Source organism: Cedecea neteri NBRC 105707 = ATCC 33855, from assembly GCF_001571265.1.
GTDB lineage: Bacteria > Pseudomonadota > Gammaproteobacteria > Enterobacterales > Enterobacteriaceae > Cedecea > Cedecea neteri.
The window spans coordinates 1-19,405 of the sequence record NZ_BCTL01000020.1 but is presented as its reverse complement, the minus strand read 5'-3'; the positions used below and the strand labels follow the sequence as shown (position 1 = coordinate 19,405).

Annotated in this window: 20 protein-coding genes; 5 read left to right on the top strand and 15 right to left on the bottom strand. The window is 54.7% G+C overall.

The genetic code is table 11. From position 1 onward, the window contains the following. Positions 1-49 precede the first annotated feature (49 nt). The 4 genes from nusB to nrdR all read right to left on the bottom strand — a co-directional run bounded on the left by nusB (position 50) and on the right by nrdR (position 2,610). Positions 50-469 (bottom strand): transcription antitermination factor NusB, encoded by a 420-nt coding sequence (gene nusB, locus CNE01S_RS09220; protein WP_008454563.1) that lies wholly within the window; start codon positions 467-469, stop codon positions 50-52. 20 nt (positions 470-489) lie between these two features. Beyond that, on the bottom strand, positions 490-960 hold the full coding sequence (gene ribH, locus CNE01S_RS09215) for a 6,7-dimethyl-8-ribityllumazine synthase (RefSeq protein ID WP_038475111.1): 471 nt from the start codon (positions 958-960) through the stop codon (positions 490-492). A 76-nt stretch (positions 961-1,036) separates the two neighbouring features. After that, positions 1,037-2,155 carry a bifunctional diaminohydroxyphosphoribosylaminopyrimidine deaminase/5-amino-6-(5-phosphoribosylamino)uracil reductase RibD gene (ribD, locus tag CNE01S_RS09210; RefSeq protein WP_061275377.1) on the bottom strand — a complete coding sequence of 373 codons (1,119 nt, stop codon included), beginning with the start codon at positions 2,153-2,155 and terminating at the stop codon, positions 1,037-1,039. Positions 2,156-2,160: 5 nt separating this feature from the next. Then, positions 2,161-2,610, bottom strand: a complete 450-nt coding sequence (gene nrdR, locus CNE01S_RS09205) for a transcriptional regulator NrdR (protein ID WP_016535162.1) — start codon at positions 2,608-2,610, stop codon at positions 2,161-2,163. 153 nt (positions 2,611-2,763) lie between these two features. On the opposite strand from nrdR, the gene CNE01S_RS09200 reads away from it, so the two are divergent. Together CNE01S_RS09200 and CNE01S_RS09195 are read left to right on the top strand one after the other, a co-directional pair. Then, complete coding sequence (locus CNE01S_RS09200) at positions 2,764-3,324, top strand: SadB/YajI family lipoprotein (protein WP_061275375.1); 561 nt, start codon at positions 2,764-2,766, stop codon at positions 3,322-3,324. A 362-nt stretch (positions 3,325-3,686) separates the two neighbouring features. After that, positions 3,687-4,565, top strand: a complete 879-nt coding sequence (locus tag CNE01S_RS09195) for a nucleoside-specific channel-forming protein Tsx (protein WP_038475117.1) — start codon at positions 3,687-3,689, stop codon at positions 4,563-4,565. A gap of 40 nt (positions 4,566-4,605) precedes the next feature. On the opposite strand, the gene CNE01S_RS09190 is transcribed toward CNE01S_RS09195, so the two are convergent. The 7 genes from CNE01S_RS09190 to queA form a co-directional block, all read right to left on the bottom strand. After that, positions 4,606-5,307: a helix-turn-helix transcriptional regulator gene (locus tag CNE01S_RS09190; protein WP_061275373.1), complete on the bottom strand. Its 702-nt coding sequence runs from the start codon at positions 5,305-5,307 to the stop codon at positions 4,606-4,608. A 56-nt stretch (positions 5,308-5,363) separates the two neighbouring features. Then, a complete protein-coding gene (locus CNE01S_RS09185; protein WP_061275371.1) occupies positions 5,364-5,729 on the bottom strand; it encodes a VOC family protein in 366 nt (121 codons plus the stop codon). Between the two features lie 132 nt (positions 5,730-5,861). Further along, complete coding sequence (gene secF / locus CNE01S_RS09180; RefSeq protein ID WP_061275369.1) at positions 5,862-6,833, bottom strand: protein translocase subunit SecF; 972 nt, start codon at positions 6,831-6,833, stop codon at positions 5,862-5,864. A gap of 10 nt (positions 6,834-6,843) precedes the next feature. Further along, a complete protein-coding gene (gene secD / locus CNE01S_RS09175; RefSeq protein WP_072279123.1) occupies positions 6,844-8,691 on the bottom strand; it encodes a protein translocase subunit SecD in 1,848 nt (615 codons plus the stop codon). Between the two features lie 27 nt (positions 8,692-8,718). Continuing rightward, positions 8,719-9,051: a preprotein translocase subunit YajC gene (yajC, locus tag CNE01S_RS09170; RefSeq protein ID WP_039290737.1), complete on the bottom strand. Its 333-nt coding sequence runs from the start codon at positions 9,049-9,051 to the stop codon at positions 8,719-8,721. A gap of 21 nt (positions 9,052-9,072) precedes the next feature. After that, complete coding sequence (tgt, locus tag CNE01S_RS09165; protein ID WP_038475127.1) at positions 9,073-10,200, bottom strand: tRNA guanosine(34) transglycosylase Tgt; 1,128 nt, start codon at positions 10,198-10,200, stop codon at positions 9,073-9,075. 216 nt (positions 10,201-10,416) lie between these two features. Then, positions 10,417-11,487: a tRNA preQ1(34) S-adenosylmethionine ribosyltransferase-isomerase QueA gene (queA, locus tag CNE01S_RS09160; protein WP_061275365.1), complete on the bottom strand. Its 1,071-nt coding sequence runs from the start codon at positions 11,485-11,487 to the stop codon at positions 10,417-10,419. A gap of 114 nt (positions 11,488-11,601) precedes the next feature. On the opposite strand from queA, the gene acpH reads away from it, so the two are divergent. Together acpH and CNE01S_RS09150 are read left to right on the top strand one after the other, a co-directional pair. After that, positions 11,602-12,183 carry an ACP phosphodiesterase gene (gene acpH, locus CNE01S_RS09155; protein ID WP_061275363.1) on the top strand — a complete coding sequence of 194 codons (582 nt, stop codon included), beginning with the start codon at positions 11,602-11,604 and terminating at the stop codon, positions 12,181-12,183. 200 nt (positions 12,184-12,383) lie between these two features. After that, positions 12,384-12,986 (top strand): peroxiredoxin C, encoded by a 603-nt coding sequence (locus tag CNE01S_RS09150; RefSeq protein WP_008454530.1) that lies wholly within the window; start codon positions 12,384-12,386, stop codon positions 12,984-12,986. A 52-nt stretch (positions 12,987-13,038) separates the two neighbouring features. On the opposite strand, the gene CNE01S_RS09145 is transcribed toward CNE01S_RS09150, so the two are convergent. From CNE01S_RS09145 to CNE01S_RS09135, 3 genes are all read right to left on the bottom strand, one after another. Beyond that, positions 13,039-14,907 (bottom strand): amidohydrolase, encoded by a 1,869-nt coding sequence (locus tag CNE01S_RS09145; RefSeq protein WP_061275507.1) that lies wholly within the window; start codon positions 14,905-14,907, stop codon positions 13,039-13,041. 20 nt (positions 14,908-14,927) lie between these two features. Beyond that, positions 14,928-15,473 carry an antibiotic biosynthesis monooxygenase gene (locus CNE01S_RS09140; protein ID WP_061275361.1) on the bottom strand — a complete coding sequence of 182 codons (546 nt, stop codon included), beginning with the start codon at positions 15,471-15,473 and terminating at the stop codon, positions 14,928-14,930. Between the two features lie 66 nt (positions 15,474-15,539). After that, positions 15,540-16,181 (bottom strand): hydrolase, encoded by a 642-nt coding sequence (locus tag CNE01S_RS09135; RefSeq protein WP_061275359.1) that lies wholly within the window; start codon positions 16,179-16,181, stop codon positions 15,540-15,542. 163 nt (positions 16,182-16,344) lie between these two features. Here CNE01S_RS09135 and CNE01S_RS09130 point away from each other — a divergent pair, with 163 nt between their 5' ends. Beyond that, positions 16,345-17,262, top strand: a complete 918-nt coding sequence (locus tag CNE01S_RS09130) for a LysR family transcriptional regulator (protein ID WP_061275357.1) — start codon at positions 16,345-16,347, stop codon at positions 17,260-17,262. 24 nt (positions 17,263-17,286) lie between these two features. Here CNE01S_RS09130 and malZ read toward each other — a convergent pair whose 3' ends face one another. Continuing rightward, a complete protein-coding gene (malZ, locus tag CNE01S_RS09125; protein WP_061275355.1) occupies positions 17,287-19,104 on the bottom strand; it encodes a maltodextrin glucosidase in 1,818 nt (605 codons plus the stop codon). Positions 19,105-19,405: the final 301 nt, after the last annotated feature.

Here is a 19,405-nt window from a genome sequence, read left to right as displayed (position 1 = left end):
GGAATGTCAGTTGCAGAAAAAAGAAGGCCGGGAAAACCCGGCCAGGAGATTACTTCTTGTGGGGACGGATAGCTGGAGCGGCTTTGTCGAGAACGCCGTTAACGAACTTGTGGCTGTCTTCGGCACCGAAGGTTTTCGCCAGCTCAATCGCTTCGTTGATGGCCACTTTGTACGGCACATCGTCACGTTTGGATAGTTCAAACAGCGCAATGCGCAGTACCGCTTTTTCCACCTGACCCAGCTCTTCCAGCAGACGGGACAGGTAAGGCTTCATCAGCCCATCCAGATACGCGCTGTTAGTAGCCACGCCGCTCAGCAGCTCGCGGAAATAGACAACGTCAACGTCTTTGACGTCCTGTTCCGCCAGGAACTGGTATTCGACATCAGCGATGTCGTTTTTAGACAACTGCCAGGAGTAGAGCGCCTGGACGGCACACTCACGGGCGCGGCGACGAGCAGCAGGTTTCACGGATTTCCCCTTACAAAAAATCAGGCCTTGATGGCTTTCAATACATTAATCATTTCAAGCGCGGTCAGTGCAGCTTCTGCACCTTTGTTACCGGCTTTGGTGCCAGCACGTTCGATGGCTTGTTCAATGCTTTCAGTGGTCAGCACGCCGAAGGCAACGGGAATGCCGTTGTCCTGGCCTACGCTTAACAGACCGTTGCTGGCACCGCCGGCAACGTATTCGAAGTGTGCAGTGCCTCCGCGAATCACGGTTCCCAGCGCGATAACGGCATCGTATTTACCGGTTTTCGCCAGCGCATCAGCGGCCAGCGGCAGCTCGTAAGCGCCCGGCACCCAAACGACGGTGATGTTTTCGTCTTTCACCTGGCCGATACGTTTCAGGGCGTCGATAGCACCTTCCAGCAGGCTGTCATTGATGAAGTTGTTAAAACGCGCGATGGTGATGGCGACGCGAGCGTCAGGAGTAGCAACGGCAGCTTCAATAATGTTCATAATCTTCCTTTACGGGTTCTGTTTAGCCCCGCAGGGGGGCGGATTTTATCATAATCTTTTCGTGACTGCTTACGTTTTACTGGCGTCCGTAAATGGGCGTCAAATGCAGGCACAAATCAGGGCCGACCTGGCGGACTTCGCTAAAGCTGAACTCCGGCACATCAGCAAGTTTTTCAAGGCCAGGAAGCTCGCACAATCCGCGGGCATCATTGCCTAATAATTTTGGCGCGACGTAGACAATAAGCTCATCCACCAGGCCTGCCTGCAATAGGGCGCCGGCAAGTGTCGCCCCTGCCTCCACCCAGACAGAATTCACCTGGCGTTTGCCAAGCTGCATCATTAGCACCACCAAATCAAGATGGCCGTTATGTTCAGGCACCAGCAGTTGCTCAACGCCTTCTTGCCAGTTTTGCTCATCGGCATGGCTGCGGGCAAGCCAGGTTTGACCTGGGTTAGCGACAATTTGATGCTGCGGTGTCACGAGGTTTTGGCGGTCAACTACAATACGAATCGGCTGACGCAAATCCTGTTGAGCATAGATGGCCTGGCTGGCGCTATCCAGTTCATCCCAGCGAACCGTTAATGACGGATTATCTGCCAGCACGGTTGCGCTGCTTGAGAGAATAGCGGCACTTTGTGCACGCTGGCGTTGAACGTCGCGACGCGCTTGTGGAGAAGTAATCCACTTACTCTCACCGCTCGCCATTGCGGTACGGCCATCCAGCGAGGCGCCGAGTTTAAGCTGGATAAACGGAAAACCGGTGCGCATACGCTTGAGGAACCCACGGTTCAACGCTTCGGCCTCGTTCATCATTAAGCCGTGGCTGACTTCGATACCCGCCTGCTGCAGACGATAGAGGCCTCGTCCGGCAACCTGCGGATTGGGATCCTGCATGGCGGCAACAACGCGAGATACGCCTGCGGCAATTAAAGCATCGCAGCACGGTGGCGTGCGGCCATGGTGGCTGCAAGGTTCTAGCGTGACATAAGCCGTTGCGCCCCGGGCATCCTCGCCTGCCATACGTAAAGCGTGAACTTCTGCATGAGGTTCACCGGCGCGAAAGTGGAACCCTTCGCCCACAATCTTGCCGTCTTTGACAATCACACAGCCGACATTCGGGTTCGGTGCAGTAGTAAAACGCCCGCGCTTAGCCAGCTCCAGCGCACGAGCCATAAACTGTTCATCAAGGGACATCGGCATTAATCCTGTAAACGGGCGATTTCTTCACCAAACTCTTTGATATCTTCAAAGCTACGGTAGACCGAAGCGAAGCGAATATAGGCGACTTTATCCAGCTTTTTGAGCTGCTCCATCACCAGGTTGCCAATGAGTTTACTCGGGACTTCACGTTCGCCAGTTGCTCGAAGGTGCGACTTAATATGGCTGATGGCCATTTCCACGTCGTCAGAGTTGACCGGACGTTTTTCCAACGCTTTCAGGATACCGCTGCGCAGTTTGTCTTCGTTAAACGGCTCGCGTACCTCATTGCTCTTCACAACTCTCGGCATCACCAGCTCCGCAACCTCGAAAGTCGTGAAGCGCTCGTGACAAACCAGGCACTGGCGCCGACGACGAACGGAAGAACCTTCCCCCACCAGGCGAGAGTCGATAACTTTGGTGTCCACGGCGAAACAGAATGGGCAATGCATAGCGTTTCCTGCTGGGATTATAAAGATGAACAATAGTTTACCGCGAAGTTGCGGGAGTACAAAGACAGCACCGACCTCGCGACATCAAATATGACTTTTCAAGCACGAAGAACTACGCTTAAATCAGCGAACCTTAACAAGGAAAAACTAACCATGACAAAGACTTACTTAAGAATCATCCTGGTTTCAAGTCTGATGAGCCTGACCGCTTGCGCCCAGCAAACTGAAATGCGTCAGATGCGCAGTCAAATTGGTTCGTTAAATCAGGAAATGACCAAACTTAGCCAGCAAACGGTAAAGCTTACTCAGCAAAATGCCCTGAACGCGAAGTCCACTAGCGGCGTTTACCTGCTGCCAGGTTCAAACACGGCCGCGCGTCTTAACAGTCAGATTGGTAACCTGAAAATGTCGTTGACCAACATTGCGGCCGAAGCCAACGGGACCCGTGCCACCCTGCTGATTCAGGGGGAGTCTAACGATCCGCTGCCGGCATTCAGCGGTAAAGTAGAATGGGGGCAGATCCAGGGCACCACCGACAGCTTCCAGGAAGTTAACGTGCAGACTCAGCAAATAGACGCCCCGGCCAGCATCCTTGCCCCCAGCGATGTGTCGATTCCGCTGCGCCTGTCCGGCATCACGCCCGATCAATTAGGATTTGTACGGGTACACGATATTCAGCCGGTTTCTGCCGCACGGCCAGCGCCAGCGCAATAGCCTTTAACTCCCTTGCCAGGCGAGGGAGCTTGTCACACTCTTTCACACGCCTCGCACAATATGTGAAGCAAAACCCCTATTATCACCCTGTCTTTATCGTGATCCGCGTCACACTTAGATGTAACAACCCGGCATACGTTTGCGTAATTTGACGAAGCAGGTACAATCACGCCGTTTTTAATGTGCGCAAACGTGAACGCAATCGATTACGCATATGAGAAGAATGTGAAATAGAACATATTTTTGTGAGCAGGGATTTCTATAATAGTCGCGCTGCAATGGTCCTTCCCCTGAGACCGGCGGCCAGGGATGACATCTCACATCCGCATCGCACCAAAATTACGTAAACAGTGGCTAAAAATATGAAAAAAATTATTCTGGCAGCCGGCACCGTTCTGGCGCTTTCCAGCTCTTTCTCTGCCAGCGCAGAAGAAGCAAAAAACAGCGAATACCTCTCCGACTGGTGGCACCAGAGCGTTAACGTTGTCGGCAGCTACCACACCCGTTTCGGGCCGCAGCTGCGTAACGATACCTACCTGGAATACGAAGCGTTCGCCAAAAAAGACTGGTTCGATTTCTACGGCTATATGGATGCGCCAGTCTTCTTCGGCGGTAACACCCAGGCGAAAGGCATCTGGAACCACGGTTCCCCACTGTTTATGGAAATCGAACCTCGCTTCTCCATCGATAAGCTGACCGGGACCGATCTGAGCTTTGGTCCGTTCAAAGAGTGGTACTTCGCGAACAACTACATTTACGACATGGGCCGCAACGCAACGGGTCGCCAAAGCACCTGGTACATGGGTCTGGGTACCGACATCGATACCGGCCTGCCGATGAGTCTGTCCCTGAACGTGTATGCCAAGTACCAGTGGCAGAACTATAAAGCGACCAACGAAAACGAGTGGGATGGCTACCGCTTCAAGGTGAAATACTTCGTGCCGATTACTTCCCTGTGGGGCGGTAACCTGAGCTATATCGGTTTCACCAACTTTGACTGGGGTTCAGATCTGGGCAAAGACAGCGACTACGGCACTAACGGTCTGAAGCAGCGTACCAGCAACTCCATCGCTTCCAGCCACATCCTGTCGCTGAACTATGATCACTTGCATTACTCAATCGTTGCCCGTTACTTCCATAACGGCGGCCAGTGGAACGACGGCACCCAGCTGAACTGGATGACTGAAACCGTTCGCGCAACCGGCTGGGGTGGCTACTTCGTGGTAGGTTACAACTTCTAATCGCCACCACCTGTAAAAAACCGGCCCGCTGGCCGGTTTTTTATTTCTCAGGCAGGTAACCTTTAGCCCTTTGAAGGGTAATAAAAGCCTGCAGAGAACGATCGTGGCGCTCCTGAAACACATTCCCGGTTAAATGAATATCCCGACAGCGATCCAGCCTGAAGCTACGATAATCATTCCGTGCCTCGCACCAGGCCACCAGCAGCCAGACCTCTCCCCAAAATGACAGCCCCAGTGGGTGGATATCCCGCTCCGTCAATTCCCCTTTTTCATCTTCGTACAGCAGATGAACAATCTGGCATTTGTCGATGGCGGCATGAAGCAGATCGAATCGGGCTTTCACCTGCGGGAATTTATTAAAATTAGGCGAAATGATACGACTGCGTTCGGCAACCCGGCGCTTTTCCGGAGTGAGCACTGCGAGGAGTTTTTCATGCACGGACTCGGCAGATTTGGCCAGCGATTCTCCGCTCCAGGTTTGCACCATTCTTAACGCCGCAATCACCGCCTCCACCTCTCCTGTCGTCAGCATCAGCGGAGGAAGATCGTACCCGGCGAGCAGGCGATAGCCGCAGCCCGCCTCCCCCTCGATCGGCACGCCGGATAGAGAGAGATCCTGAATGTCTCGGTAGATAGTTCGCCCTGAGACTTCCAGCCGTTCGGCAAGCTGTGCAGCCGTTGTCAGGCGCCTGCCGCGCAGGATTTGCACTATCTGAAATAATCGGTCGGCTCTTCGGCTCATGGGTTTCCGGGAAAAATTAGCCTGCCAAAACGGCAGGCGTTTTTAAGTATTGAGGCTTAAACAGGCTGATGCAACCCCACCCGATTCCCCTCACTATCAATCATTAACGCAATCGTGCCGATATCATACGGCAGCACCTGAGGACCAAAGTCCAGACGGCCTCCCGCCGCTTCTACCTGCTGCAATGCCAGGGTGATATCGGGCGTATACAGGTAAATCACCGCGCCTTTATCTGAGGGGATAAACCGATCTCCCTTCACCAAAGCGCCGCCGGTGGCAGGTTGGTCATACGAAAATACAGCATTTTCCACGCCGGCCATCGTCTCGCGGCGAAATTCAGCGTTCAGTACTCGTTGGTAAAAAGCGACCGCACGTTCCATATCGGAAACGGGGATCTCAAACCAGTTGATGAGTGTGCTCATTGTTTTTCTCCTGTGTTGTCAGTAACCACGAGTCTACTGACCCCCTCCTGACAGCATACTGTCAGGAGAAAAACACCGGATGAAAAAAAACCGCAGCACGAAGGCTGCGGTTTCATCAAACGCTAAACGCTATTACGGCAGAATGGACGGCTGATCCGCCCCTTCTTTCTCTACCTTTTGCTGCAGCATGTGCTCGCGCTTCATGCCCAGCTTCAACGCCAGCGCAGAGGCGACGTAGATAGAAGAAGCCGTACCGACGGTCACACCGATAAGCATCGTCAGGGAGAAGCCTTTCAGCAGTGCCCCACCAAACAGATACAGCATCAGGATAACCACTAACGTGGTGCCTGAGGTGATCAAGGTACGGTGCAGCGTCTGGGTCAGGGAGACGTTAAAGATTTCGTAAGGCGTCCCGCGACGAATTTTGCGGAAGTTTTCACGAATACGGTCCGAAACCACGATGCTGTCGTTCAGCGAGTAGCCAATAACCGACATCAACGACGCGACAATAGTCAGGTCAATCTCGATGTGGAACAGCGAGAGCACGCCCATCGTGATAATCACGTCGTGCGCAAGCGAGATAACCACACCGGCTGCCAGGCGCCACTCAAAGCGGAAACCGACGTAAACCAGGATGGAAATCAGCGCCACCAGCAGCGCCATCGCACCGTTTTGAGCCAAATCGGCACCGACGCTCGGGCCAACAAACTCAATACGTTTCACTGCGGCATTCTGGTTGGTTGCTTCGTTAATCACGCTCACAACCTTGCTGCCCAGCACCTGACCACCTGCTTCACCTTTGGCAGGCGGCATGCGCACCATGATGTCGCGGCTGCTGCCAAAGTTCTGCACCAGCGGCTCTTCAAAGCCTGCTTTCTGCAGGGAAGCACGCATCGCATCAAGATCGGCTGGTTTTTCCAGCCCGATTTCGATTACCGTTCCGCCCGTAAAATCCAGACCCCAGTTGAAGCCTTTCACGCCGATAATGACGACGGAAAGGATCAGCAGGATACCGGAGATACTAAAGGCCCAGTAATCCCAGCGCATAAAGTCGTGGACTTTACGGCCGTGGTTCAATTGTTCAACAGTATATTCCTGTGCCACAACGCACTCCTCAGATAGACAGCTTGTTGATGCGTTTGCCGCCGTACAACAGGTTCACAATGGCACGAGTCCCGACAATTGCGGTAAACATCGAGGTTGCGACACCAATACCGGTGGTGATAGCAAAGCCTTTGATTGCCCCGGTGCCTACGGCATACAGGATAATAACTTTGATAAGCGTGGTGATGTTGGCATCAAAAATGGAGCTGAACGCGCCTTTGTAGCCTTCATCAATCGCCTGCTGGACCGTACGACCGTTGCTGATCTCTTCTTTGATACGCTCGTTGATCAGCACGTTGGCATCCACCGCAACCGCAAGGGTTAAGACGATCCCCGCGATACCCGGCATGGTCAGCGTTGCGCCCGGCAACAGAGACATAATCCCCACAATCAGCACCAGGTTAGCCAGCAGTGCCGTGGTCGCGATCAGGCCAAACTTCTTATAGAAGAACAGCATGAAGATGATGGACACCACCAGACCCGCCAGACATGCTTCCAGGCCTTGCTTGATGTTTTCCAGACCCAGCGTTGGACCGATGGTACGTTCTTCAACAATCTGAATTGGCGCGATCAACGCACCGGCACGCAGCAGCAGAGACAGCTGACGGGCTTCATTCGGGTTGCTGATCCCGGTGATGCGGAAGCTGTTACCCAGGCGAGACTGAATGTTCGCCACGTTGATAACTTCTTCTTCTTTCATCAGAACAGAACGGCCATTCGCGTCTTTCTTACCGCTGTCCTTGTACTCCACAAAGAGGGTCGCCATCGGCTTACCGATGTTGTCCTTTGTGAAGTTAGACATGATGTTACCGCCAGCGCTGTCCAGGGAAATGTTTACCTGTGGCTGGTTGTATTCATCCATGCTGGACGTGGAGTCTGTGATGTGGTCACCGGTCAGAATCACGCGCTTGTACAGCACAACCGGCTGACCTTCGCGAGTCTGCTTCACTTCGGAGTCACCCGGCACGCGGCCAGAGGCTGCAGCAGAGGCATCCACATTCGTGTTAACCAGACGGAATTCCAGCGTCGCGGTCGCACCCAGAATTTCTTTCGCGCGAGCGGTGTCCTGAATACCCGGCAGTTCAACCACGATACGGTCAGCACCCTGACGCTGTACCAGCGGTTCGGCTACGCCAAGCTGGTTCACACGGTTACGCAGGATATTGATGTTCTGCTGTACCGCGTATTCACGCGCTTCGCTCAGGCGAGCATCGCTCATCACGGCACGCAGCGTATTGCTACCCTGGTTAGAGAACACCAGATCGCGATGACGAGAGGAGAGGTAATCTCTTGCGGAGTCGCGTGCGCTCGAATCACGGAAGACGATGTCTACGCCGTAATTGTCCGCTTTACGCACGTTAGTGTAGGCAATGCCCTTGTCACGCAGATCGCTGCGCAGGCCATCGATATTTTGTTCCTGGAGTTTGCCAAGCGCTGTGTCCATATCCACTTCCATCAGGAAGTGAACGCCACCGCGCAGGTCAAGGCCAAGCTTCATCGGGTTCGCACCGATAGTCGACATCCAGCGAGGAGTGGCAGGAGCAAGGTTAAGCGCCACGACATAGTTGTCGCCCAGCACGCTCATCAGCGCTTCACGCGCACGCAGCTGGGTATCGGTAGAGTCGAAGCGAGCGAGAATAGCGCCCTCTTCCAGCGCCACAGACTTAGCGGTGATTTTTTCTTGTTTTAAGGTGTTTTCGACCTGGATCAGCGTTTGTTCACTGGCGGCGGCACCGCGCACGCCAGTTAATTGAACGGCCGGATCCTCACCATACAGGTTGGGAAGCGCATACAGCAGGCCAATCGCCAGCACGACGATCAGCATGATGTACTTCCACAAAGGATAACGGTTTAACACGTGTAGTTCCCTTAGGGAAAACGAAAATTACAGCGCCTTCATGGTGCCTTTCGGCAGAACGGCAGCTACGAAATCACGTTTGATAACCACTTCGGTGGTATCGTTCAGCGCGATAGCAATGTAGCCAGTTTCAGCTACTTTAGTCACGCGGCCAACCAGACCACCGTTGGTCAGCACTTCATCACCTTTGGAGATGGAGTCCATCAGTTTTTTATGCTCTTTGGTGCGCTTTTGCTGCGGACGCAGGATCATAAAATAGAAAATCAGACCGAACACCACCAGCATAAGAATCAAAGAGTACGGGCTACCCTGCGATGGAGCACCTGTTGCAGCTACCGCATCAGAAATGAAAAAGCTCATTAAAATTCCCTCATTATTAAATTAATCAACGTTCAAAGGTGGAACCGGCTTACCTGTCCGCTCGTAAAAATCCGTCACGAAGTGCTCTAATTTACCCTCTTCAATGGCCTTGCGTAAACCAGCCATTAAACGCTGGTAATAGCGCAGGTTATGAATGGTATTGAGACGCGCGCCCAGTATTTCGTTGCAACGGTCAAGATGATGCAAGTAGGCACGTGAATAATTGCGACACGTATAGCAATCACACTCGGCATCGAGCGGTGCGGTGTCATCTTTATGCTTAGCATTGCGGATTTTCACTACGCCGTCCGTCACGAACAGGTGACCGTTACGCGCATTACGAGTTGGCATGACGCAGTCGAACATGTCGATACCGCGGCGTACCCCTTCAACCAGGTCTTCCGGTTTACCTACGCCCATCAGGTAACGTGGTTTGTCGGCAGGGATTTGCGGGCAGACGTGCTCCAGAATACGGTGCATGTCTTCCTTCGGCTCTCCTACCGCCAGGCCGCCGACAGCGTAGCCATCAAAGCCGATCTCTACCAGACCTTTTACCGAGATATCTCGTAAATCTTCGTAAACGCTGCCCTGAATAATACCGAACAGCGCATTTTTATTCTCAAGAGAATCAAAGCGATCGCGGCTACGCTGGGCCCAACGCAGGGACATCTCCATGGAGCGCTTCGCATAATCCCAGTCCGCCGGGTAAGGCGTACATTCGTCGAAGATCATCACGATATCGGAACCCAGATCGTACTGAATTTCCATGGATTTTTCAGGATCGAGGAAAATCGGATCGCCGTTGATCGGGTTGCGGAAGTGTACGCCCGCTTCGGTGATCTTACGGATGTCGCCAAGGCTGAACACCTGGAAACCACCGGAGTCCGTGAGGATTGGGCCTTTCCACTGCATAAAATCATGCAGGTCGCCGTGCAGCTTCATGATTTCCTGGCCAGGACGCAGCCATAAATGGAAGGTGTTGCCCAGGATAATCTGCGCGCCCGTGGCTTCAACTTCTTCCGGCGTCATTCCTTTTACGGTGCCGTAAGTGCCCACCGGCATGAAGGCCGGGGTTTCGACGGTGCCACGTTCAAAGACCAGGCGACCGCGGCGTGCGCGGCCGTCGGTGGTATCTAATTCAAATTTCACATTTCCTCCAGCACCAGAGAAACAGTCTGGTGAATAAATGAACGCCGCGGGCGGGGCTCACGGCGGAATATTGGGGAGGTTTGACCCTCACCCCAACCCTCTCCCTGGAAAGGAGAGGGAGAAAATAAGACCTGCATTATTCCCTCTCCCCAGGAGAGAGGTTGACCCTTTATTATCCCCTCTCCCCCTTGGGGAGAGGGTCAGGGTGAGGGGAAATTACTCCCCCGGGCGTTCGTTTATCGCCTGCGGATTGCAGGTAATAAACATCGCATCGCCGTAGCTAAAGAAGCGATATTCCGCTTTCACCGCCTCATGGTAGGCGTGCATTGTGTTTTTATATCCGGCAAATGCCGAGACCAGCATAATCAGCGTAGACTCTGGCAGGTGGAAATTCGTCACCAGCGCGTCGATCACTTTGTACTGATAGCCCGGGTAGATGAAGATTTGGGTATCGCCGAAGAACGGCTCGATCAGATCGTTTTTCGACGCCTGAGCGGCGCTTTCCAGCGAACGTACCGACGTTGTCCCTACCGCGATAACGCGGTTGCCGCGAGCTTTGCAGGCCAGCACCGCGTCCACAACATCCTGAGGCACTTCGGCATACTCAGAGTGCATGATGTGGTCTTCAATGCTGTCGACGCGCACCGGCTGGAACGTCCCAGCGCCAACGTGCAGCGTGACGAACGCCATATCTATGCCTTTATTACGCAGCTTTTCCAGCAGCGGCTCGTCAAAGTGCAGGCCCGCCGTTGGCGCGGCAACGGCACCCGGCTTCTGGCTATAAACCGTTTGATAAAGCTCGCGGTCGGCCTCTTCATCAGGTCGGTCGATGTACGGCGGTAGCGGCATATGGCCGATGTTATTTAAGATATCCAGCACGGCGCGTTCGTCGTTAAACTCAACTTCAAACAGCGCATCGTGGCGTGCAACCATGGTGGCGTGTACGCTTTCATCATCGCCCAGCAGCAGCTCGGCGCCGGGTTTTGGCGCTTTAGAAGCGCGAATATGTGCCAGAATGCGTTTATCATCCAACATACGCTCGACCAGAACTTCAATTTTCCCGCCGCTGGCTTTACGGCCAAACAGACGAGCCGGGATAACGCGGGTGTTATTGAACACCAGCAGGTCGCCGGGGTTGAGCTTGTCGAGTAAATCGGTGAAAGTGCCATGCGTCAGCGCGCCCGTCGGCCCGTCCAGAGACAGCAAACGACAGCTGCTGCGCTCGGCTTGCGGATAATGAGCAATCAGGGATTCAGGCAGTTCAAAGGAAAAATCAGCAACGCGCATGGTATAGCACTCAGACTTAAAAACAGGCGGCTTAGTCTAGTGGCAGGGGGCTTTCCCTGCAACACGTTTACCCCGCTCAGGCCGTTTTAAAGCCATAAATGGAATAACTATTCGATGAATTTTCTCGCCCACCTGCATCTTGCCCATCTGGCCCAAAGTTCACTGCTGGGAAATTTGCTGGCGGATTTCGTGCGCGGCAACCCGGACGACAGCTTTTCGCCCGAAGTCGTGGCCGGCATTTATATGCACCGCCGGGTGGATGCCCTCACGGACGGCCTGCCGGAGGTCGCTCTCGCCCGAGGCTGGTTTGGCCCCAAAACGCGGCGCGTTTCGCCTATTTCGCTGGACGTTATGTGGGACCACTTCCTGTCACGTCACTGGGATAAAGTCTGCCCGGATATCGAGCTTGAAGATTTTGTCGCCTATGCACGCGGGCAAATTGAGCCCAGGCTTGCCGACACGCCGCCGCGTTTCATTAACCTCAATAACTATTTATGGCGTGAACGCTGGCTGGAACGCTACCAGGACATGGACTTTATTGCTAACGTTCTCAACGGGATGGCGAGCCGTAGACCAAAACTCGATGCCTTGCGAGACTCCTGGCACGATCTCGACGCCCATTATGATCGGCTGGAGGAATTGTTCTGGCAGTTCTACCCGCGCATGATGGCGATGGCCGAACAAAAAAGTTTGTGATCGTTCCCGGTTCACGTTAGAACAACTTGCCCTTTTTCTAAAAAGGGCTATCTTGGTTACCGGCATCAATATATGCGTCTTTTTGATAGCCAAAACCTATCTGATTGATTGGCAAGATGCCATTGAGCTACATGGAATGGAGCCCCTATACTCCCCCCGTTGCGTTAACATTCACTTTAACAAAATTAACAGGAGTACATATGGTCCTGGTTACTCGTCCAGCCCCTGACTTTACCGCTGCTGCCGTCCTGGGCAATGGCGAAATCGTTGAAAACTTCAACTTCAAAAAACACACCAACGGTAAAGCTACCGTGGTCTTCTTCTGGCCGATGGACTTCACCTTCGTGTGCCCGTCTGAACTGATCGCGTTCGACAAGCGTTACGAAGAATTCCAGAAGCGCGGCGTAGAAGTCGTTGGTGTATCTTTTGACTCCGAGTTCGTGCACAACGCGTGGCGTAAAACCCCTGTTGATAAAGGCGGCATCGGCGAAGTGAAATACGCGATGGTTGCTGATATCAAACGTGAAATCCAGCAAGCCTACGGTATCGAACACCCGGAAGCTGGCGTTGCGCTGCGCGGCTCCTTCCTGATCGACAAAGCCGGTATCGTTCGCCACCAGGTTGTGAACGATCTGCCGCTGGGTCGTAACATCGACGAAATGCTGCGTATGGTTGACGCGCTGCAGTTCCACGAAGAGCACGGCGAAGTGTGCCCGGCTCAGTGGGAAAAAGGGAAAGAAGGCATGAACGCGTCTCCGGACGGCGTGGCTAAGTACCTGAGCGAGAACGTTGCTAAGCTGTAATCGCTAAGCAAGCTCGAAGAAAAGGCCGCGAATGCGGCCTTTTTTGTTTTTGTCAGAAGGCGAAGCAGGAACAGCCCATCACGCCCCAGAACGCCGTCTCATCGCCAACGGGAATCGAGGAGTTCCGTGCCACCTCGTGCTGATGCCCGTGGACGCTACAGCTGCCGCAGCACTGATGAACCGCTGCCATCATCCCCACTTTTGCCGCCGCAGGCGGGGCGGAACGGTAATGCCCCGGCACGGTCACCACTGGTGACCAGTCAGGCAGAACAGGAATGGCAGGCGGAGCCAGAGGAGTAAAGGCGCCGGTAGCGTAAACCACTTTCCCATCCACTACGGTCATTACCGATTCAATACCCTTGATTGCCTCTTCCGGCACGCTGAAGTAGTCCTGAGACAGCACGACCAGGTCGGCCAGTTGTCCCGCCTGAATCCGCCCTTTCTTACCCTGCTCGTTAGAGAACCAGGCGCTGCCGGCGGTCCATAGCTCAAGGGCGACATCGCGGGACATACGGTTATTCTCGTCGTACATCTGCATACCGCCCACCGTGCGCCCGGACACTAGCCAGTAAAGCGCCGTCCAAGGGTTGTAGCTGGCCACGCGCGTGGCGTCGGTGCCCAAGCCTACGGGCACGCCTGCGGCAAGCATTTTCGCCACCGGTGGCGTTTGTTTTACCGCCTCCAGCCCGTAACGCTCCGCATAATATTCCCCCTGGAAGGCCATACGATGCTGGACCGCGATCCCACCGCCCAGCGCCTTAACACGGTCTATATTGCGCTCGGTAATCGTCTCCGCGTGATCAAACAGCCAGTGCAGGCCGTTGAACGGAATATCGCGGTCCACCTTTTCGAACACGTCCAGCATGCGGCTGATGGACTCGTTGTAGGTTGCATGCAGGCGGAACGGCCAGCGGTGTTCAACCAGATGGCGCACCACGCGCTCAAGCTCCTGCTCCATGCCGTCCGGCAGATCCGGGCGCGGCTGCAGGAAGTCTTCAAAGTCCGCCGCCGAGAACACTAGCATCTCACCGGCCCCGTTGGCGCGATAGAAATCAGTCCCCTGCCCCGGCGTCAGCATATCGGTCCATTTTTCGAAATCTTCCAGCTCATGCTGAGGGCGCTGGGTAAACAGGTTATAGGCAATGCGCACCGTCATCTGCTTTTTACCGTGCAGCTCGTCGATGACCTGGTAATCCTCGGGGTAGTTCTGGAAACCGCCGCCCGCATCGATCGCGCTGGTCACGCCCAGGCGGTTCAGCTCGCGCATAAACTGCCGCGTAGAGTTCACCTGCAGTTCCAGCGGCAGCTTCGGCCCTTTAGCCAGGGTGGAATAAAGAATCATCGCGTTAGGCTTCGCCACCAGCATCCCCGTAGGATTGCCGTTGCCGTCACGAACGATTTCTCCGCCCGGCGGATTCGGCGTCTCTCTGGTGTAGCCTACGGCTTTCAGGGCCGCGCGGTTGAGCAAAGCTCTGTCGTACAGATGCAGAACGAACACCGGCGTATCCGGCGCGGCCTCGTTAAGCTCTTCGATGGTTGGCATACGGCGTTCGGCAAACTGGAACTCTGTCCAGCCGCCCACCACGCGAACCCACTGCGGGGATGGCGTACGCAGCGCCTGTTCTTTTAACATCCGTAAGGCATCAGCAAGCGAAGGCACGCCTTCCCAACGCAGCTCAAGGTTGTAGTTCAGGCCGCCCCGGATCAGGTGCAGGTGCGAATCGTTCAGGCCGGGGATAACCGTGTGGCCTTTCAAATCGACCATCTGGCTGCCTTCTCCGGCAAAGCTCATCACATACGCGGTGGTGCCCGCCGCCAGAATTTTACCGTCTTTAATCGCTACCGCTTCGGCCAGAGGATTCTCTTTATCCAGCGTGTGGAATTGGCCGTTAGTCAAAATCAGTGAGGCATGTTGAGACATAATCAGGTACTCCTGAGAAATCATGCTTTTTTTAACCAACCGGCAAACAGCTTCGTCACCATTGGCATCCAGAGCCAGACCACCAGCGCCACCACGCAGGCATCGTTAAGCAGGTGTCCGGGGAGCGTGCCGCGCAAACCAGGGAACAGCATGCCCGTCACCCACGGCACAAGGTTGGTGCTGGGGAAGATAACCAGTAAAGTAATCAAGAACTGCTTCCACTGCGGCGGGCGCTTCACCGTGGCACTCTCCGGGGTAAACCAGAAGGCGGTTTCGGTGTGCACCTGCACTTTGTCATCGTCGGCGAGAGAGGATTTAATCTCTTCCACAAGGCGATGGCGTTCAGGGGAATCAGTCCAGGCATTGAGATGCTCGAGCGTGTCGAAACGAATCACCACGTTATAGGTGTCGTTCCCGGTTGTGGGGCGAATCACGTGTACCCCAAGGTGGCCGGGGAAACGGGCGGCGGTCGGCATAATTTTTTCCAGCCACTGCTCGTAGCGAGCGGCCTCGCCGGGCCGGATTGCGTGGGTTATCACCAGCGTAACGGTATTGTTGTCGGCCATGCCGCAATTCCTGAGTCAGAATGGGGAGAGAAAACGGAGCGGTGAACCCGCTCCGGGAGTGATTCATCAGGCTTTACGTTCCGGCGCGCCGTGAATCATGGTGTAAGCGTAGTCGACGCCCATGCCGTAAGCCCCGCTGTGCTCACGAACCAGGCTCATCACCGCGTCGTAAGTCTCTTTGCGTGACCAGTCGCGCTGGTACTCCAGCAGGACCTGCTGCCAGGTCACCGGCACGGCACCGGCCTGTACCATGCGGTCAATAGCGCGCTCGTGGGCATCCACAGAAGTCCCGCCAGAAGTGTCGGTCACCACATAAACTTCAAAGCCTTCTTCCAGTGCCATCAGCGCCGGGAAGGTCAGGCATACTTCGGTCCACAGCGCAGAAATAATCAGCTTTTTACGGCCGGTTGCCTTCACCGCCTCAACAAACGCTTTATCTTCCCAGGAATTCATCGAGGTGCGCTCAATCGGCTTAATTTCAGGGTGAACGGCCAACAATTCAGGCCAGATATAGCCGCTGAAGCTTTTGGTTTCGACGGAGGTATAAATCGTCGGTACGTTAAATATTTTGCCCGCCTTCGCCAGCGCCACGGTGTTATTTTTCAGGGTCTGGCGATCGATATTCGCCACGCCGAAAGCCATTTGCGGCTGGTGATCGATAAAAATAAGGGCAGAGTTTTTTGGGTCAATCAATTCACGAATAGACATTTTATTCCCTCAGCTATCAATGAGTTATTAAGGTATCCATCTCTGGATGACGCCCTTATTCTCTGCATACAGGCGCAGGGTTGATAGCCGGAATTTTCTAACGTCTTATTTAATTTTTTGGTGCTAGACTCTGGCGGGAAAAAGGCCTGAATGGACTATCGCTATGCGTGTGAATTTAGATGTTCTGCTTATTCTTGATGCTTTAGACAAGCACGGAAGTTTTGCCGCCGCCGCTGAATCGCTGTTTAAAACCCCCGCAGCGCTGAGTTATATGGTGCAGAAGCTGGAAAACGATCTGAATATCAAACTGCTGGACAGATCGGGGCACAGAGCCAAATTCACCGACACCGGTAGGATCGTGCTGGAAAAAGGGCGCATGGTGCTCAGCGCTGCGAAGGATCTGGAAAGCCAGGCATTGCGCTCAACCTCCGGCTGGGAAAAAACGCTCACCATCGCCCTGGACGGATCGTTTCCGTTTCATTTGCTGCTGCCGCTGATGAACGAGTTCTACGCCCTCGGTCAGCAAACCACGCTCAATTTTACCCACCATACGCTGGCTGGCGCATGGGAAGAGCTGACCCATAACGGCGCCCACATTATTCTCGGCGCGATTAACGAGCCGCCCACCTCCTCTGAGTATTCCTACAAGATGCTGGGCACGCTCGACAACGTCTTTGTCGTCTCACCAGGTCACACGCTGGCAAAAGCTGAACACGTGCTTTCCAGCGACGAAGTTTGCCGACATCGTGCGGCCATCATCGGTGATACGGCGCGCTACTGTCATCCCATCAATACCAATTACATTGAAGAGCAAGAGCGCGTGGTGGTGTACGACTTCCCCAGTAAGGTCGCGATTCTGGTCGCCGGTCTGGCCTGCGGATTTTTACCCCGCCATATCGCCCAGCCGCTCCTGAACAGCGGCAAACTGATTGAAAAACCGGTTGTATCGTTCCGCCAGACGGACGTGACCTACATCGGCTGGCACAACCGTGGCGAAGGCCTGGCCGCTCGCTGGTGGCGAGAGAAGATCATCGAAGGGGATTTAGTGAATTCGCTTTATCAGCTCCCGGCGAATAGCTAAATAGCTACCCGCCGGAGCTTTAGGCTACAGGCTACGCCAGACGGCAGCGCTGACGGCAGGCAGGGTCAATTCACGGTTATCGAGACCGGCCTCGCCTTCGAGCTGCGTCCAGGCCCTGCCGCTCAGCAGGGCATCCCACGGCAGCGTTACCTGAACCTCGCTGCCGCGGTTTATAGCCACCAGCACGCGCTCGTTTTGATAAGCACGAACAAATACCACAACATCACCTTCCGCATAGATAACCCGGCAGCCGCCCTGGCGGAGCGCCCGGCTTTGCTTACGCAGTTTGCCTAAACGCTGATAGAGCGCCAGCAGGTCTGAGTCCTGATCCTGCTGCTTCCACGGGAAAGGCTTGCGGCAGAAAGGATCGTTGTTGCCATCCAGCCCCACCTCATCGCCGTAATAAATACAGGGCACGCCGGGCCAGGCGTACAGCCAGATAACGGCCAGCGGCAAGCGGGCAACATCTTTACCAAGAATCGACTTAAATCGGGCGGTATCATGGCTGTCGAGCTGGTTAAACATCCGCAATTGCTGCTGATGGGAAAGCGCCGAACGATGCTCTTCCATCCACGCCATACAGGTTTGGGCGTCAATATCCTGCGGCTCGTAGGAGATATCGGTGTTTGCTAAAAATCCCCACAGCGGGAAAGTAAAACCGCGATAGTTCATGGCGGCATCTTCGGCATCGGCCTGCAGCCATTGCCGGGCATCGCCAAAGTGCTCGCCCAGGACGTAAGCATTCGCTTTTGTTTCTTTTGCCGCCCGGGTAATGCCGCTGACGTGCAGCAGGTTATTTTTCGCCCCGCCCGCTTCACCCAGCATATGCACCACATCGAGACGCCAGCCGTCGATGCCCCAGGGCTCGCGCAGCCAGTGCCGCACAATGCTTTGCTCGCCGCGATAGATTTCGTCCACCAGAGTAGCCGAGCGATAATCCAGCTTAGGCAGGCTGGAATAGCCCAGCCAGTCCAGCGCAAGCCCCTCGTCGGAGAAGCTGTACCAGTCGCGCCACGGTGACTGCGGGTTATGGCAGGCGCCGCTGCCGTTCTGCTGATGCCTGTCAAACCAGGCGTGCGTATCGCCGCTGTGGTTAAAGACGCCGTCCAGCATCAGTTTCATCCCCTGCCTGCGCGTGTTTTCCCGCAGCCGCAGGAAAGCGGCGTTACCGCCAAACTGCTCGTCCACCTGACGGTAATCCTGAGTGTCGTACTTATGCACGCTGGGCGCGGTGAAAACAGGGTTCAGATAAAGCGCCGTCACGCCGAGCTTCTTCAGGTAAGGCAATTTCTCGCTGATGCCGTCAAGATCGCCCCCGTAAAAGGTCGACCCTCCGGCCTCCCCGGTTAAAGGCTCATCCCATTCCCGGCGGACGATCTCCCGCCCGGCCGCATGATGAAAATAAACGTTATCCTGCCCCGGCTGGCGATTCGATCCTCGCGCAAAACGATCCGGGAAGATCTGGTAAAACACCTGATCCTGCACCCAGTCCGGGCCATCATCCGGCGTATCAAAAGCGAACTGTTCCAGACGAGCCGGCGGTGTCTTCTGAAAGCCCTGGGGCGTGTACCAGCGCTGTCGGTCCTGCCAGAGCAGCTTAAAACTATAGCGACGGCGCGGCTGCCCTTCGGCAGTATCAAGGGTGACTTTCCAGGCGACAACGCCCTCCAGGGGCGCGTGTTTCTGGCGCGTCATGGCCAGGGAAATCTCTTCGTTATCTTTTTCGCCGCGCAGAATCACTTTTTCCGGCAGGTCATCCCCCGCCAGCCATAGAGTGATGACAAGGCTTTGTTCCCGTTTCTGGATAAACGGTGTTACCGGCAGGTGCCAGGCATTCAACATAGTAACTTTCCCATCGCTTAAAAATGACGCCACCTTGCCACAGCATAAGGCTTTATCACTCATCATTCCGGGTTAATTTGGGGGAGGATGGGAGGGGTGGAGGCAGAGAAAGGATAAGCTCTCTACAGTTCAGAACTAGCTCGTATCCTAATCATCCTTTGAGCCTGTCCTGGGACGATAAATGTTAGTCGATATTTTTTCCGTTCACCTGTAGATCGATTTCCCCTGTGCGTTCAGGAACGGTGACAAGGGCGTGGCTGCGGGTTTAAAGCGAGGCTTGGTTCCGGCTTAAATCGCCTCG